At 35.9% G+C, this 16,927-nt stretch carries 14 protein-coding genes and 1 riboswitch; of the genes, 7 read left to right on the plus strand and 7 right to left on the minus strand.

Annotated features, from left to right (window positions below; genetic code table 11):
* Nucleotides 1-10 precede the first annotated feature (10 nt).
* Both KPL75_RS15980 and KPL75_RS15985 read right to left on the minus strand, forming a co-directional pair.
* Nucleotides 11-1,240 (minus strand): aminopeptidase, encoded by a 1,230-nt coding sequence (locus KPL75_RS15980; protein WP_219916945.1) that lies wholly within the window; start codon nt 1,238-1,240, stop codon nt 11-13.
* Nucleotides 1,241-1,356: 116 nt separating this feature from the next.
* On the minus strand, nt 1,357-2,439 hold the full coding sequence (locus tag KPL75_RS15985) for a polysaccharide deacetylase family protein (protein WP_219916946.1): 1,083 nt from the start codon (nt 2,437-2,439) through the stop codon (nt 1,357-1,359).
* Nucleotides 2,440-2,977: 538 nt separating this feature from the next.
* Between KPL75_RS15985 and KPL75_RS15990 the strand changes: the two genes are divergently transcribed.
* A complete protein-coding gene (locus tag KPL75_RS15990) occupies nt 2,978-3,685 on the plus strand; it encodes a hypothetical protein (RefSeq protein WP_219916948.1) in 708 nt (235 codons plus the stop codon).
* Between the two features lie 45 nt (nt 3,686-3,730).
* On the opposite strand, the gene KPL75_RS15995 is transcribed toward KPL75_RS15990, so the two are convergent.
* Nucleotides 3,731-4,927 (minus strand): NupC/NupG family nucleoside CNT transporter, encoded by a 1,197-nt coding sequence (locus tag KPL75_RS15995; protein WP_002151520.1) that lies wholly within the window; start codon nt 4,925-4,927, stop codon nt 3,731-3,733.
* 201 nt (nt 4,928-5,128) lie between these two features.
* Nucleotides 5,129-5,230: riboswitch (purine riboswitch) on the minus strand.
* Between the two features lie 121 nt (nt 5,231-5,351).
* Between KPL75_RS15995 and rlmD the strand changes: the two genes are divergently transcribed.
* The 3 genes from rlmD (at nt 5,352) to KPL75_RS16010 (ending at nt 10,145) form a co-directional block, all read left to right on the plus strand.
* A complete protein-coding gene (gene rlmD, locus KPL75_RS16000; RefSeq protein WP_002151521.1) occupies nt 5,352-6,728 on the plus strand; it encodes a 23S rRNA (uracil(1939)-C(5))-methyltransferase RlmD in 1,377 nt (458 codons plus the stop codon).
* A gap of 194 nt (nt 6,729-6,922) precedes the next feature.
* The gene (locus KPL75_RS16005) at nt 6,923-7,912 is read left to right on the plus strand and encodes a tRNA dihydrouridine synthase (RefSeq protein WP_219916949.1); all 990 of its coding nucleotides are present in this window, start codon (nt 6,923-6,925) and stop codon (nt 7,910-7,912) included.
* 214 nt (nt 7,913-8,126) lie between these two features.
* Entirely contained in the window at nt 8,127-10,145 is a 2,019-nt protein-coding gene (locus tag KPL75_RS16010; protein ID WP_002010154.1) for a GAF domain-containing sensor histidine kinase, read from the plus strand.
* A gap of 144 nt (nt 10,146-10,289) precedes the next feature.
* On the opposite strand, the gene KPL75_RS16015 is transcribed toward KPL75_RS16010, so the two are convergent.
* Nucleotides 10,290-10,457 carry a hypothetical protein gene (locus tag KPL75_RS16015; protein ID WP_002010155.1) on the minus strand — a complete coding sequence of 56 codons (168 nt, stop codon included), beginning with the start codon at nt 10,455-10,457 and terminating at the stop codon, nt 10,290-10,292.
* A 230-nt stretch (nt 10,458-10,687) separates the two neighbouring features.
* Between KPL75_RS16015 and KPL75_RS16020 the strand changes: the two genes are divergently transcribed.
* On the plus strand, nt 10,688-11,218 hold the full coding sequence (locus tag KPL75_RS16020) for a YehS family protein (RefSeq protein ID WP_002010158.1): 531 nt from the start codon (nt 10,688-10,690) through the stop codon (nt 11,216-11,218).
* A gap of 122 nt (nt 11,219-11,340) precedes the next feature.
* Nucleotides 11,341-12,048, plus strand: a complete 708-nt coding sequence (locus tag KPL75_RS16025) for a M48 family metallopeptidase (RefSeq protein ID WP_002063587.1) — start codon at nt 11,341-11,343, stop codon at nt 12,046-12,048.
* A 69-nt stretch (nt 12,049-12,117) separates the two neighbouring features.
* On the opposite strand, the gene KPL75_RS16030 is transcribed toward KPL75_RS16025, so the two are convergent.
* Nucleotides 12,118-12,813 carry a GNAT family N-acetyltransferase gene (locus KPL75_RS16030; protein ID WP_215574322.1) on the minus strand — a complete coding sequence of 232 codons (696 nt, stop codon included), beginning with the start codon at nt 12,811-12,813 and terminating at the stop codon, nt 12,118-12,120.
* A 14-nt stretch (nt 12,814-12,827) separates the two neighbouring features.
* Nucleotides 12,828-13,937, minus strand: coding sequence for a mandelate racemase/muconate lactonizing enzyme family protein (locus KPL75_RS16035; protein WP_002063593.1), 1,110 nt, complete (start codon nt 13,935-13,937; stop codon nt 12,828-12,830).
* A 93-nt stretch (nt 13,938-14,030) separates the two neighbouring features.
* Here KPL75_RS16035 and KPL75_RS16040 point away from each other — a divergent pair, with 93 nt between their 5' ends.
* Nucleotides 14,031-15,308, plus strand: coding sequence for a transcriptional regulator (locus tag KPL75_RS16040; RefSeq protein WP_219916950.1), 1,278 nt, complete (start codon nt 14,031-14,033; stop codon nt 15,306-15,308).
* Here the strand turns inward: KPL75_RS16040 and nhaC are convergent.
* Nucleotides 15,305-16,726 (minus strand): Na+/H+ antiporter NhaC, encoded by a 1,422-nt coding sequence (gene nhaC / locus KPL75_RS16045; RefSeq protein WP_002063594.1) that lies wholly within the window; start codon nt 16,724-16,726, stop codon nt 15,305-15,307. The genes KPL75_RS16040 and nhaC overlap by 4 nt on opposite strands.
* Between the last annotated feature and the right edge of the window lie 201 nt (nt 16,727-16,927).

Genomic DNA, 16,927 nt, shown 5'->3' on the forward strand with positions numbered 1-16,927 from the left:
TCCTCTTATATTAAAACGCCCAGTTACCTTTACGGAAAATCGGCTCATGTCTTCCATCAGCTGTAATACCGTCGATATCAAGCTCAGCTGATCCGATCATGAAGTCGTTGTGTGTAATACTAGCGTTTGCACCATTTTCAGCAAGTTCTTCTTTAGACATTGTTTTTCCACCAACTAAGTTAAATGCATAAGCGCTTCCGATTGCAAGGTGGCAAGATGCATTTTCGTCAAATAGCGTATTGTAGAATAAAATATTTGTGTTTGAAATTGGTGAATCATGAGGCACTAAAGCGACCTCTCCTAAGAAGTGAGAGCCTTCATCTGTTTCCACTAAATGTTTTAAAGCTTCTTCACCAGCTTCAGCCTTGTAGTCTACGATACGGCCGTTTTCAAATGTTAACGTGAAGTTATCGATAATGTTACCTGCAAATGCTAACGGTTTTGTGCTAGACACTTGGCCGTTTACACCTGTTTTAAGTGGCATTGTAAATACTTCTTCAGTTGGAATATTAGCCATAAATGGTATGTTCTTTTCATTTAGGCTACCAGCACCAGCCCATACATGCTTTTCTGGAAGTTCAATTGTTAAATCTGTTCCAGGGCTTGTATAGTGAAGAGCTTTATAGTGTTTTTCGTTTAAGTAATCAACTTTTGTATGTAGCGTTTCATCATGTTCTTTCCATGCTTCCACAGGATTTTCTAAATCAGCGCGAGTAGCTTTGAAGATAGCGTCCCATAGTTTTGTTTCTTGCTCCTCTGGTGCTACGTCAGGGAATACTTTTGCAGCCCATTCTTTCGTAGGAACAGAAATTACACACCAGCTCACTTTATCAGCTTGTACATAATCACGGTATACTTTCATCGCTTCTCCAGCTACTTTATGAGCTGTTGCGATACGTGTTGCTTCTACACCTTTTAATAAATCAGGGTTTTCTGCATAAATAGACATAAATGCAGCGCCTTCTTTTGCTAATTCTTCACGAGCATGTGCTTTCCAAGAAGGGAATTCAGCGAATGCTTCTTCAGGAGCTAGATCGAACTTTAAGCGTGTTAACGTCTCATCATTCCAATCAACATATACGTGTTTTGCACCAGACTTATATGCTTTTTCTGTAACGAGGCGTACAAATTGTACAGCTTCAAGAGGTGCGCTAATTGATAAAGTTTGTCCAGGTTGAATATTAACACCAACATTGACTGCAAGGGCAGCATACTTCTCTAACGTTTGTTCAAATGACATATGTATAATCTCCTTTAGTTTGAAAGATTTCTTACTATATATAATACAAGAAAATTCTAAAAATATATATAAATATAGCGTAAAAAGAGAGCTCAAAATGTATTGAGCTCTCACATTTATTTAATGGAAGAAGCAAACTGTTCAACTGTAGTTGTATGGTGTATACGAACGCGTTTCATCTTTAATAACTCATCAGGTTCATCCTTCGTAATGAATTGTCCAGGCTTCGTTGTCGTCGCAAATTGATAATATTTCTTTGTTTCTGTGACAACTTTATCATCCACATGACCAAATGGATAAGCGATTGCGATAACAGGCTTACCTGTTATTTTTTCTAGCTTTTCTTTCGAGCCTTTTAGTTCTTCTTCATAGTTTGTAATTTTCGGTAAGTCTGCATGTGTTGCTGTATGAGATTGTACCGAGAAAATGCCGGAATCAACCATTTCTTTTATTTCAGATGTAGAAAGAGCTCCTTCTACATCAACGTTATCAACAATCATATATTCTGTCGCTGTTGGTTTGAAAGTATCGTCTTTTAGCTTTTGTAAAACATGAAATGCATTCATATTATTTTTCATGCCATCATCAAATGTAACGAAAATCGGCTTGTTTACTTTATTTATATCGCTCCAGCGTTCAAATGTTAATAATGTATAACCATTGTCTTTTAAATACTTCATTTGTGCTTCAAAGTTAGCAGGCGATACGAATAAATCTTTAATACCTTGTCCATGATAATCGTCAATTGCGTGGTACATAAGAACAGGAACTTTTTGCTCGAAAGTAATAATAGATTTCGTGAGCGGGATCGTTTTCCCATCTTCTTTTATTCCTGTTGCTTCAATTTGATATTCACCACGTTTTCCTTCAAATTCTTTTATATCAAAAGGAATGGTGAATTGTTTCTCTTTTTCTTTAGAAGAAAAAGATTTAGTAGTTTCTTTTCCATCAGCAGTACGCCAAATTTTATATTGTACTTCGGTTAAAGCATCTTTTATATCTGTTATATGAATAGCTGTGTTTGTAGATTCGTGCGTAACTGGATTATAAGAAATTTTACCTTGTGTTTGTACAGTCTCTTCTTGTTTTTTTACTTCTTGTACCTTTTTCTCTTTTGCAGGTTCTGGGCTAGCATTATTTGTATTACAGCCTGCTAGGATGGCAGACGTACATAAAGCAATTGCTGCGTATTTTCTCATAAAATCACCTTCTATTGTGTATTATGTTGCATATTTACATTAAAATCCCCACCGCTATAAGAGTGGTGGGGATATACCCTTGTTCATCATATCATTTGAATAAAATGAGGGGAATATGATTTTTGGGAGGAGCTATTAGGGCGATAGATTAATGACTTTGAATCGATGTATTCTTTCGTGTCTTATTGGAATTGATAATAATATAACCTACTACAAAAATGAGAGGAATAATAAAGACATAGATAGGCATTCCCCATACATAATAGCTTTTTATGCTTAAAACTAGTAAATGTAAGAAGTCAAAAAGGGCGTGGGCTTTCATAATATCCTTCAATATTTTTTACAAATTATAACATTGTTCATTTGTAATTTGTATATTTTGGTAAATTATTTAAGCTAATTTTAAAGTAAGAGGAAGGTTTATTAATATGCAATTTTGCATATTTAGAGTAGTTTCTATTAAAATATCAGGATTTTAGACTATAATAAGAACCGCTATAAATTTAAGCAAGAATGATGTACGGAGTGGAGAACAGAAATGAAATATAAAAAAATAGTATATATTCTGCTCATATCGTTATTCATAGTCGGTTGCCAAAGTGAAGTGAGTAAGGCGAATAGTGTGGAAGAGTATATTCCAAAGCATCTGATGAACGCGGAAGTTACGGCGGATATTATGACGATTGAGATGGATCGTGATACCCGTAAAAAAGTAGAGGTTATTACTAAAAAAATGAGTGATCATGTAAAAAATGATAAAGAGTGGTATGTAAACTACATATCGGGGCATATAGATAAGCAGGTGAAGCCTTATCACCCGAATTTTGGTATTACAGAAGAAGAATATAATTTTTTTAGAAATGCCGTTGAGAATAGTAGTTTATCTAATACAAGTGATGGAAAACTTAAATTTAAGCAAAAAAGTAACCATGAGATAGAAATTGTTTCAAGTAAAAATCTGGAGCTATTTCAGCAGCTAGTAATTGATACAGAGAAGAATATAATAAAAACTTCTTTTGGAGAATGTCAGTATGTTGGAGAAACAAAACCATCTTCAGAAAAAAGAATATTAGGTCCAGTGAATGGCAAGCAATGGATGTTACAAAAAAAAGATTTAATCTATTTATTTTCCTTAGGCAAGCTTGAAGGAGAGAATAAATCTGTTATTGATATTTCAGTAAAAGGTATACACGAAGGAAAGCTTATTAGTAAAGAGGAAGTAGTTGAATTCCGTTCGGTTTCATAAAGAATCAAAAAATCACCTTACTTTAACGAGTAAGGTGATTTTTTATTAAATAAACAATCCAGCGATTGTTGCAGATAAAATAGAAGCAAGTGTTGATGCAAATAGCATTTTCCAACCAAATTTTGATACGACGCTTCCTTGTTTTTCAGAAAGGGCACGGATTGTACCAACAATCGCACCAATTTGGCTAATACTTGCGAAGCTAATTAAGAATACAGTAACGATTCCAACTGTACGTGGATCTAATGTTGCAGCAGCGCCTTTTAAATCAAGGATTGCTACGAATTCATTTAAGACAATCTTCGTACCCATAATACCACCAGCTGGGATAATATCATGAGTTGGGATACCCATTAAGAATGCGAATGGAGCAAGTATATAACCGAAGATTTGTTGTAAAGTAACAGCATATCCCATTGCACCTGAAGCTGCGCTAATTACGTAGTTTACAACTTCCATAACACCGATAAAGGCGATCATTAATGCGGCAACGATACCAGCTACTTTTAAACCGTCGAGCGCACCGTTAATCATTGCGCCGATAAAGCTGTCTCCGAATAGAGTTCTATCAAATTTTTGAATCACTTCATCTTCCTTTTTCGTATCAACTGGTGTTAATAACGAACAAACGATTAAGCTTGAGAATAAGTTTAGTGGAAGAGCTGCTAGTACATATTTCGCATCTAACATCATTACGTATGATGCTGTAACAGAAGCAGAAACAGAGCTCATCGCAGAACAACAAATGATAAACATACGGTTTTTATTAAAATGCTGTAAATCGTTTTTAATAACGATTAACGCTTCACTTGAACCGAAGAATACAGAATTTACTGCGTGGAATGATTCAACGCGTGGTAAACCAGTAATTTTTGAAATTGCACCGCCGACAATGCGAACGATGAATGGTAAAACACCTAAGTAACTAAAGATAGAAAGTAGTGCTGAGAAAAATACGATAATTAGTAATACGTTTAAGAAAAAGACAAAATCTCTTTGAATTCCATTAAAGAGAAAATCGACACCTGTCGTACCAAGTTTAATTAGTTTGTTGAAAACTTTACCAATGAAAACAATGATTTGTTGACCAATCTTTGTGCCAAACATAAACCAACCGATTAAAATTTGAAAACCAATCATAATAGCAATTGCACGGAAGTTGATTTTACTTTTGTTGTTTGACAAAGCAAAACATAAACCTAAAACGACAAGAATGCCGATAATGCTCATTACATATTGCATGTAGTTGCCCCTTTCAGAAGTTCGTATAAAGTTTGTACATAAAACGTTCGTTATATTACTAAAAATAAAGTAGTAGAAGTTTTATGTCATACGTAAGATGTCTGACCTTTTTGAAAATAAAAAATAAAAAAAGACTCCTATGGATTCACTTTCATCTATGAGAGAAAGCTAATCAATAGGAGTCTTTTTATACATAGGCTAATATTCATTAGTTTTCCCCATAGTCCAGCAATTTAAGGTTGCCGGGTAGAAACTCTCGATCCATATTATCGACTATATATGAGGTAACATCGTCCGTATTAAATTAGTAGTAGCGTAACATTACTAGAGAACTATCGTCAATAGCTTTTTTTCTTCCAATAGAAATAGACCATATAAGTATGATAAAATGTAACGCAGTGTTATGAAAAAGAGAGGTCGGAAAATGAGTACAAAAATGACGCCACCAGTTGAAAAAAACGAGTTTATAGATGTAGTGTTTGAAGATTTAACACATGATGGTGCCGGTGTTGCGAAAGTGAAGGGATATCCTATTTTCGTAAAAAACGGATTACCAGGTGAGGAAGCGCAAATTAAAATTATTAAAGTGAAGAAAAACTTCGCGTTTGGTCGTTTAATGAAGCTTCATCAAGAAAGTCCATATCGTAAAGATGCAGAATGCCCCGTGTACAACGAGTGCGGCGGTTGCCAGCTTCAGCACTTAACATATGAAGGACAATTAAAAGCGAAAGAAAAACAAGTACGTGATGTTATGCAGCGCATCGGTGGATTAAGTGATGTTCCTGTTCATCCTGTACTTGGCATGAAAAACCCGTGGGTATACCGCAATAAAGCACAAGTGCCAATTGGAGAACGTGAAGGTGGACTTGTAGCTGGTTTCTATCGTCAAGGAACGCATGACATCATTAATATGGAATCATGCTTAATTCAGGCGGAAGAAAACGATACATTAATTCAAGAAGTAAAACGTATTTGTGAAAAGCACGGTATTTCGGCTTACAATGAAGAGCGTAACAAAGGAACACTTCGCCACGTAATGGCTCGCTACGGACAAGTAACAGGGGAAATTATGCTTGTCTTCATTACACGTACAGCTGAATTGCCAAATAAAGAAGCAATCATTGAAGAAATCGCAGCGAAATTCCCAGAAGTAAAATCAATCGTTCAAAACGTAAACACGAAACGTACAAACGTTATTTTCGGAGACAAAACGACAGTACTGTACGGATCAGAATATATTTATGACTTTATCGGTGACATTAAATTTGCGATTTCAGCACGTTCATTCTATCAAGTAAACCCAGAACAAACGAAAGTGCTATACGATAAAACGTTAGAATACGCAAAATTAAATGGTGACGAAACAGTAATCGATGCCTATTGCGGAATCGGATCAATCTCCTTATTCCTAGCGCAAAAAGCGAAAAAAGTGTACGGTGTTGAAATTGTTCCAGAAGCAATCGAAGACGCAAACCGAAACGCAGCACTAAACAACATGACAAACGCTGAATTTGGCGTAGGAGAAGCAGAAGTAGTCATTCCAAAATGGTACAAAGAAGGCGTAATCGCCGACACAATGGTCGTCGACCCACCGCGTAAAGGCTGTGATGAAGCATTACTAAACACAATCATCGACATGAAGCCAAAGCGCGTCGTATACGTATCATGTAATCCAGCAACATTAGCACGCGACTTAAAAGTACTAGAAGAAGGCGGATATAAAACGCAGGAAGTACAACCTGTTGATATGTTCCCGCATACTACTCATGTGGAGTGTGTGGCTTGGCTTAAGTTGGTATAATAGAAAAGCAGTTGATATAGAAAAAATCTATACCACCTGCTTTTTGGTTTATAAAAATACCATTCAGCAACGATTTTAGTTAAAATAAATATTGCTGATTTTCACAAATTATAAATGTCCAGTTGTTATTTGGCCTTATATTTTTAAATTGAGAATTTGAAATTGTATTCATAGTGAGAGGATTTGAATTTGAAATGATAGATAATTTTTGGCGTGATTTACCACGACCGTTTTTCGTACTTGCACCAATGGAAGATGTGACAGACGTTGTTTTCCGTCACGTAGTAAGTGAAGCCGGTTGCCCGGATGTATTTTTCACAGAGTTTACAAACTCGGATAGCTATTGCCATCCAGAAGGTATGAAAAGTGTACGTGGCCGTTTAATTTTTACAGAAGATGAACAGCCGATAGTGGCGCATATTTGGGGAGATAATCCTGAATACTTCCGTCAAATGAGTATTGGCATGGCAGAGTTAGGATTTAAAGGTATTGATATTAATATGGGCTGCCCTGTACCGAATGTAGCATCAAGAGGAAAAGGTAGTGGCCTTATTCTACGTCCAGACGTTGCGGCAGAACTTATTCAAGCAGCAAAAGCGGGCGGACTACCTGTCAGCGTAAAAACACGACTTGGCTTTAAAGAGTTAAGTGAGTGGGAGGATTGGTTAACGCACATTTTCAAACAAGATATTGCGAACCTTTCTATTCACTTACGTACAAGAGAAGAAATGAGCCAAGTAGATGCGCACTGGGAACTAATTCCAGAAATTAAAAAATTACGTGACCGCATTGCACCAAATACGCTAATAACAATCAATGGAGACATTCCTGATCGTCAAACTGGAATGGAACTTGCTGAAAAATACGGTATTGATGGCGTTATGATTGGACGAGGTATCTTTAAAAATCCATTTGCTTTTGAAAAAGAGCCAAGAGAACATAGCAGTAAAGAACACCTTGATCTTCTAAGACTACAGCTTGATCTTCAAGATCAATATGCAGAAGTACTACCACGCTCAATCACAGGGCTTCATCGCTTCTTCAAAATTTATGTAAAAGGCTTCCCTGGAGCTGCTGAACTAAGAAATCAATTGATGAACACGAAATCAACTGATGAAGTGCGTGCGTTGCTTGATAAGTTTGTGGCGAGTGTTGATAAGGATGGAGATAGTGAAACAGTGTAACTTTTGAAAGTTAGAGGGGATAGGGTGTAGCGATTTTATGAGTGTTTGTTTCATTTTAATTAAGGTGAACCGTATCATAAGTAAGTGAAGTATTCTATGTAAAACAAGGGTAAGAAAAGAATACAGGAGAAAATTGAAAATGGCAGGTTGGTCTTGATTTTCACTGATATTATCATGTTTATTTTATTATGCCTATAACTTGGAGGCTATGTGAATGTTAAGTGATCAGACGAGATATTCTAGGCTCGCGAATATAACAAAAATAATAAATACAAAATTAGAACTACGTGAAGTATTGCAGCGTGTAACAATGGCGATATCAGAGGAGATTGTTAGGTGCAACGCTGTTGGAATTTATTTACCTCAGGAAGATGGAACATTTAGAGGTTTTGCAGGAAAACCAGAGACCATAAATGGCGTAACGCTCGATACTCAGGTAATTGATCCTGAAATAGACTTACTGGCAAAAGAAGTTATTGAAACCAAAAAAACCATTTATATTCCTGATACATCAAAGGATCATCGGCCGGATCCGAGACCAGTTGCTGCGTTCAAAATTAAGTCCTTATTAGCCCTGCCTATCTCATTTGGACAAGAGTTATTTGGTCTGGTTTTTTTATTTGATTATGGAGTTCCAATGAACTTAACAGATTCAGAGATTCAAAGTGTTGAAGCTTATGTAAATATGGCTGCGGTCGCAATTCAAAATGCAAATAATTTAACACAAAAGGAAAACCTTATTGCCGAGAAGCAGCTATTACTAGATGTTACCCGTGATTTATCAATGTGTTCCTCGATACAGGAGAGTTTTGATAAATGTTTTTTTTACTTAGGACAGATTTTAGAGAGTAAAAACATGGCTGCCCACCTTTTAGATCCGCTAGACAAAACAACGATTAAAACAACAAAGTTAAGCAAGGACTGTGATTGGACAGAAGCGGATTGGATGGAGAAAAGCTATGAAGCCAAGATCCAAGAGGTTATTCAAACAAAAAATATAGATAGTAAGGGTCTACTGATGATTCCATTGGTTTCAATGGGAGAAATATTAGGGGTAATCGTCGTTGGCAAAGAGGGAAAAGCTCACAATTACGATAATTCCCAAATTCAACTGGCAAAATCTATCGTTGATGCCACAGCTCCTACGTTTTCAAACTTGTTATATATGGATCAACTTGAAAGTATGGTGGAAGAGCGAACGAGAGAACTAGCTGCTGCTAATGAAAAAGTTACAAGTGTGATTGAAAGTATTACGGATGGATTCTTTACTTTGAATAATAAATGGGAATTTACGTACGTAAATAAGCATCAATATTTTCCACAAAGAAAAACAGCAAAAGATGTATTAGGCAAGAATATATGGGATGTTTTCCTGAGTAGCGTCGACGCAGTTATGTATAAGGAATTTCATCGTGCAATGTCAGAGCGAACTACAGTTCATTTCGAATCTTTTTCTATCTCTGATGAATATTGGCACGAAGTTATTGCATACCCGTATGATGATGGTATTTGTTGTGTTTTTAAAAACATAACGGAAAAAAAGCAATATGAGCAGGAATTGAAAAGGTTATCCAACATAGATTTAATAGGGCAAATGGCAGCAGGTATCAGCCATGAGATTAGAAATCCAATGACAACAGTACGAGGGTTTTTGCAGTTATTAAAAGAAGAGAGCATCTATGAGAAACATAATAAGTACTTTAATTTAATGATTGAAGAACTTGACCGTTCCAATTCTATTATTACGGAATTTCTCTCAATGGGTAATACAAAGAAATCGGATTTACAGATGTTAGATTTAAATTCAATTATCCACGATAGTATTCCTTTAATAAAAATTGATACGTATAATCAAAATAAATATATTCAAGTCGATACAAATGACATTCCGGAATTACTTTTAAATCGTAATGAGATACGGCAATTATTAATAAACCTATACCGTAATGGCTTAGAAGCGATGAGCACAGGGAAAGTTCTAACCATTAGCACCTACAAGGAAGGTCGAAATTGTGTGGTGCTTGCAGTGCGGGATCAAGGAAAAGGTATCAGGCCCGAAGTATTAGAGAAACTGGGTACTCCATTTTACACGACCAAAGATAATGGAACTGGATTGGGATTAGGCGTATGTTATGCTATTGCTGCCCGGCATAATGCGAAAATAGAAATTCAAACAGGCTCGGAAGGCACTACCTTTTTTGTTAAATTTAATTATGAAAATAATGAACAATAACCTCATTTAGATTAGTTACGGTGAACCGTACCACAAATAAAAAGGAAAACCTAAGTAAACACAATCAATATATTTCACCTGAATTTTGCGTAACATTCATGTTTGAGTTGCCCACTAAAATAAAAAGAAATGGACTAACCTATATCAGGTTAGTCCATTTTCAAGTGTGTTAATTAATAGTAAATCTCCCTTTTGTACTTTTAGGAGCTTTTCGGTATTAGATCCTGGCTCCCCATATGTATATTCTGTTAGCATTGGGTCCTCATGTCCGAAGTTTCGTTCAGCATCTTTATAACCAATTAGATAATTCAATATTGATTCCCTCTCATATTAACTCTAGTATCATTATAATTTAATTGGGTTAAAATGGATAATTAAAAGTACCTAAACAACATATGTTGCTGTTTTAAAATCATCCCCAAAACCATTAATCCACCTAAGACTACAAAACCAACCTCTAAAATGTTAAAGTAGTAACTTAACGACATTAATTTACACATGCTAAAAGCATTACTATAATCAACATTTCAGGAGGACAAACAATGGCTATAAGTAATAATGATATATTAATTCGAGTAAGATATGCTCTGGATATAAAAGATACAGATATGGTGGAGATATTTAAACTTGGTGGCGTTGAAGTAACAAAAGAAGAAGTGCGAAAGATGCTGACAAAATTAAAAAACAGTTACTATGATGAAGTTGATGATATTGATGTAGTTGAATATGATTACGAAATAAAATGCAATAATGTTATGTTAGAGTCATTTTTGAATGGTTTTATTACTTTTAAAAGAGGAAAACAAGATCCAAAACCAGGGCAATCGGATAGACAAGCGATGTCTTTAAAGAGTAATGGAAGTGTTAATAATCTCGTTCTAAAAAAATTGAAGATAGCACTATCATTAACAAGTGAAGATATGCTTGATATATTAGAAGACGTAGGAGTCATTGTAACAAAAGGAGAATTAAGCGCTCTATTAAGAAAAGAAGGCCATAAGAATTACAAAGAGTGCGGTGATAGATACGCAAGGAATTTCTTAAAGGGATTAGCTGTAAGCTATAGAGGATAAGAAATAAGCATTGTAACATTTATGATAAAGCAGTAAATGATATAATAGGTAGAGTAGGACGTTTGTATCCTGCTCTTTTTTATTTGTAAAAATAATTATGAACGAATACGTTAGGTGATGAAATGGTACATACATATTTAGGTGAGACAATTAATTTTCATATAACTTATAAGAAGAAAAAGTCGGTGCGTCTTTATGTAGATTCTTACGGAAATGTTGAGGTGCAAGCCCCGAAAGGTACACCTGTTGAATACTTAGTCCAATTGTTAGAGGAGAAATGGGATTGGATTCAGGCAACACGTAAGGAAATGCAGGAGCGAGCGCTTGGACCACAGGAAAAAGGTTATGATCAAGGAGAGGGTTTTCTGTATTTAGGAAACACATATCCGATACAGGTTTCTCAAGATGTAAGTATTACGCAAGACAATGCAGTGTTTGAAGGGGATAAGCTACATATTTATGTGAAAGAGCTTAAGGATGAGAAAATCCAGCAAGCTTTGAAGCGATTTTATTATAAGCAGTGTAAGGCGGTAGTGGAAAAGAGTATTAAAGCGCATCAAAACAACTTTAAAACAAAACCGCGTTCTATTCGTATTACAGATAGTAGTCGTACGTGGGGAACTTGTGATTCAAATCTACAACTAACATTCAATTGGAAACTAGCAATGGCACCTCAGAGGGTAATTGATTATGTAGTTGTTCATGAAATGTGTCATATGGTTCATTTAAATCATGATCGCTCTTTTTGGCGTCTTGTCGGGAAGATAATGCCTGATTATAAGGAAATGGAAAACTGGTTAGCGTTATCGAGCTGGAAGATGACGGTTTAGTTATTACTTTAGATTGTGGAATGAAATAAAGTAGAACCCTAATGAATTAGGGTTCTCTTTGTACATAGATTATCGTCCAAAATTCACAGTGAAAGTATCGTCTATTCTCTCCATTTCATACCCACGATACCCCTCCGAAAGCAACGCCTGCTGTCCACCAGCATCACTCATCGGAACGCTCTTAACATCGGACCAATCTCTTTCCTTATCCCCACGCAATTCCTTCACAAAAACATACCGCATACTCCCGCCGTACTTCTCCTTCAATGCAGCAATTTCCATACCTTGCGCAAACTTATCTTTTAAACTAGGGATGTTGAAAGGTGCAACGGTGCAACAAACATAGTCGTACTGGCTGTCTTCTTTTTGTAATTCATCCATGATGACTGTGGCTAATATTTTTTGCATGCCATTTCCTCGGCAGTTCGGATGAACGTTTGAGATTTCTTGATAGATGACGCGGTGTAGCTGACTTTCTGGTAGACCAATATCAAGCCCTAAATGTTCATCGTCGATAGGAGGGACTAGTAGGGCACGAAATGCGATGAGCTCGTTTTGTATAAACGCCCCGATCATCATGCCGTTTCCTTCTAGAATGTATTGAAATTCTTCTAGCGAGAGTGGTTGTAAACGACCTTTATCTTCTAGCGCTTCAACTATAACGTTTTGTAATGATAAAATTTGTTCGATGTGCTCTAGTGATAGTAATGTAACGTGAAATGGTTGTTCGTTTTGTTTTAATGTTCCTTCGTAAAGAATCGTCATGCGTTAGTCCTCCTTTAGCGTACAACGTCTTGAAAGACGGTTAGTTCTTGTAATGTATTTTCGTTTATTTCAATGCCGAGTCCCGGCTTTTCGTTTAAGCGAATAAATGGTACGTCGTAATGTAAGTTTCCGATGTCTTTCGTGAATTTTAATGGTCCTGTTAGCTCGACGCTAGTAATGATTTTTTTTGAGAAAGCGACATGGAATCCTGCGGAAGAGGCAACAGATGATTCGACCATGGATCCAACTTGGCATTCAATGCCTGCCATTTCAGCTTGATGAGCGAGTTTTACAGCTGGATATATGCCGCCGCATTTCATTAGTTTTATATTCACTTTATCAGCTGCGTCTAATTTAATAATTTGGCGCATTTCACGAGAGCCTTTTAGTCCTTCATCAATCATAAGCGGAAGATCTGTTTTCGAACGAATATGAGCCATTGCATCAATATCGTCTGCGACAACAGGCTGTTCAATCCAGTCGATGTTTAAATGACCTAATGAACGAAGTGCTGTTAATGTGTTTGCGCTATTTTTCCAGCCTTGGTTTACATCAACACGAATCGCGATATCATTTCCTACACGTTCACGTACAGCTTCAATTCGTTTTACATCTTCTTTTACATTCGTGCCGACTTTCATTTTGAAAGATTGGTAACCTTTCTTAATCATGGAAGCCGCTTCTTCAGCCATATTTTCTGGATCGGCGATACTTAAGACGTGAGTGACAGGAAATTCTTCATGGTAGCGTCCTCCAATTAATTGATATACAGGTTGATTTAGTTTTTTACCCAGTATATCAAAACAAGCGATATCAATCGCAGCTTTCGCAGTAGGAATACCGTAAATTGTATTGTCCATCATATCGTGTATTTTTTCGATATTCATTGGATTTTTCCCAATTAGAGCAGGAGCTAGTGTATGTTTTAAAACATGGAAAGTACTTTCCCATGATTCACCTGTAACGTGATCATCAGCAACGCCTTCACCGTAACCGATAATGCCTTCATCTGTTTCCATTTTGACGATAATAGAAGGCATATCAGAATAAGAACCATAACTAATAACAAACGGATCGCGAAGTGGTAAACGAATTGCGTAAAGATGAATAGCTGTAATTTTCATTGAATAAAGACCCCTTCCTGTTTACAATAGTTTTGTACATTTGATATAGTTGACGTTAAATAGTCGTTAATTGATGATAAGGAGTTAGAGAAAATGATGATAAAAATTGCAGTTGTCGGTTCAAAAAAGTTTATGGAGAATCTTTTACCTATTGCTCATAAACTAGAAGAGATAGAGATTGATCCATATATTTACCTTCACCCGGCAGAATCTTCCGAAATATTAAAACGTTTAAAACCTTGTGATGTTATCTTTTTCTCAGGTGCTTTACCTTATTATATGGCAAAAGAAATAAGAGAACAATTACCAATTCCAAGTGTATATTTGCAGCAAGACGAGACAACTGTCGCATCTTCACTTCTTTCTATATTATATCATCAAGGTATTCAACCTCATAAAATTTCAATTGATTTAGTAGATCGTTCGTTTATTACAAATGTGTTCCATGACATCGGTCTAAAAGAAACGCCGCAAGTGATGGATTATGAAAATATGTTATGGAGTAATGATGAAATTAAGAGAATCATTGATTTTCATTTAGCTAAATATCAATCAGGAGAGGTTGATTTAGCTTTAACTAGTATTCACGCTGTCTACGATGAACTTCAAAAAATATGTATTCCTTCAGAGCGCATGATAGATCCGACGCAATCAATTATACATGGGTTAAAAGATGCAAAAATAAAAGCTGAGTTAGCAAAAAGCCATTCAGCTACTGTTGGTGCTTGTATTATATCCTTTATAGAGTTACAAGAAAGCTCGCTTGAACAATTAAATGTAATTTCAAAAGAATTACGTGGTTCATTTAAACAAGTTGATGAAATGACTTTTATTTTGTATACAACTCGTGGTGATATTGAATTGAGTATAAAAACAAATACGATAGCTCGTTTATTTATGAATATAGAAGGCGCAGTGTCTGTTGGATTTGGTTACGGTAAAACAGTAAATGAAGCGGAAAAAAATGCAAAAATCGCTCAAGGTTTCGCAAGGAATAATCCGATAGAACGCTGCTTTTATATACTAACAAGTGATAAAGAATTATTTGGTCCGTTCCCGAAAGAACAGAGAGTACAAAGTTTAAAAAACGATAATCCAGAATTAATGAAAATAGCGAAGGAAACGAAGCTTAGTCCTGCAAACTTATCAAAAATCATTCAATTTAGTCAATCGCATCCATCATTGAAATTTACAGCGGCCGATCTTTCTGAGTACTTACAAGTGACTCGGCGATCGACGGAAAGGCTATTAAAGAAATTAGTTGATTACAGGTATGCCAATATTTGCGGCGAGGAAATGCCCTATCAACAAGGGCGCCCTCGCGCAATATATGAGCTGAATTTACCGTTGTATTCGTTTCAAAAATTTTAAGCTTCTAGTTGTGCTTTTTGTTTTTTCAGTAGGTCTGCTTTTTCAATATCAGATAGCTTCGTAATTGTGAAGCCAGTTATACCATAAATGATTGAGATAATAGGTACGATGAAATTCAATATAGCATAAGGAGCATATTCGAATGCACCGACTCCAAGTGTTGCGAGTATAAATACACCACATGTATTCCAAGGTACGAAAACAGAAGTTAATGTTCCACCATCTTCTAATGCTCTGGATAAGTTTTTAGAATGTAGTCCTTTTTCTGTGTACGCATTTGCATACATTCTTGAAGGAACAACAATCGAAATATATTGTTCAGAGCAAGTAAGATTCGTTGCAAAGCAAGATGCGATAGTAGAAGCGATAAGTCCTTTTGATGATGTCGCTAATTTTAAAATTTGATTTACAATTGAGCGAAGAATGCCAGTATGTTCTAGTACTCCTCCGAAAGTCATAGCGACAATTGTCATAGAGACTGTATTCATCATCGAATCTAAGCCACCGCGGTTAAATAGTTCGTCTACTAGCTTGTTTCCAGTGTCTATGACAAATCCAGTTTGGAGTGCACCGACAGATGCTGAGACAGAACCACCTTGAATAAAGACTTGTGATAAAAATCCTAAAATAATACCTACGAGAATAGCTGGTATAGCTGGTACTTTTTTAGCGACCAATACCATAACGACTACGGGTATGATTAATAGGAAAGGCGAGATAACAAAGTTTTGTTGCAATACTTGTAACGTTTGATCGATGCTTTTTGCATCAATATTGTTATCACCGAAGCTTCTTCCTAATAAAGCATAGACGATAAGAGTAATAATTAAACCTGGAATTGTAGTAAATAACATATGACGAATATGTACGAATAAATCTGTATTTGTTAATCCTGCGGCTAAGTTTGTTGTGTCTGAAAGCGGTGACATTTTATCGCCAAAATAAGAACCAGAAATTATAGCACCAGCAACCATTGGAGCTGGGATTCCCATACTTAGGCCAATTCCCATTCCAGCAACACCAATTGTTCCCATTGTAGACCAAGAGCTACCGATTGCTAATGCAACGATAGAACAAATAATTGTAATTGAAACTAAAAATAGTGATGGAGTTAAAAGTTTTAAGCCGTAATAAATCATAGTAGCGACGATTCCGCCGCCAATCCAAGCACCGATCGTTAAACCTACAAGAATAATGATAACGATAGCGGGTAATGCAAGGCGAATTCCTTTATACATCGATTCTTCAATGTCATTCCATTTGTAACCGTATCGCCAAGCGACGATCGAAGCAACGGTTGTACCGATAATAAGTGGGACGTGAGGGCTTTGTTCTAATACAACAATTGTAACCATCATAACTGCAACTGTAATGATAATAGGGATTATTGCTATGCCAAAAGGTATTTCTCTTTTCATAAACTGCCTCCTCATTATGTATGTTTGTATTTTTAGAATTGTCGCAAAATAGACGTTATTAAGTTATAATAACTAAAAATAGATGTAAGCGTCAATATAAAAACAGAAAATATCGAATCTTCTATTTGTATGGATATCTTTATAAGGTGAGTTGAAAATCGGGTATTAACGGTATTAAAAAATAAATAATTGACTTTTTTC

Origin of the sequence: Bacillus sp. NP247 (assembly GCF_018966865.1) — a bacterium.
Classification (GTDB): Bacteria; Bacillota; Bacilli; order Bacillales; family Bacillaceae_G; genus Bacillus_A.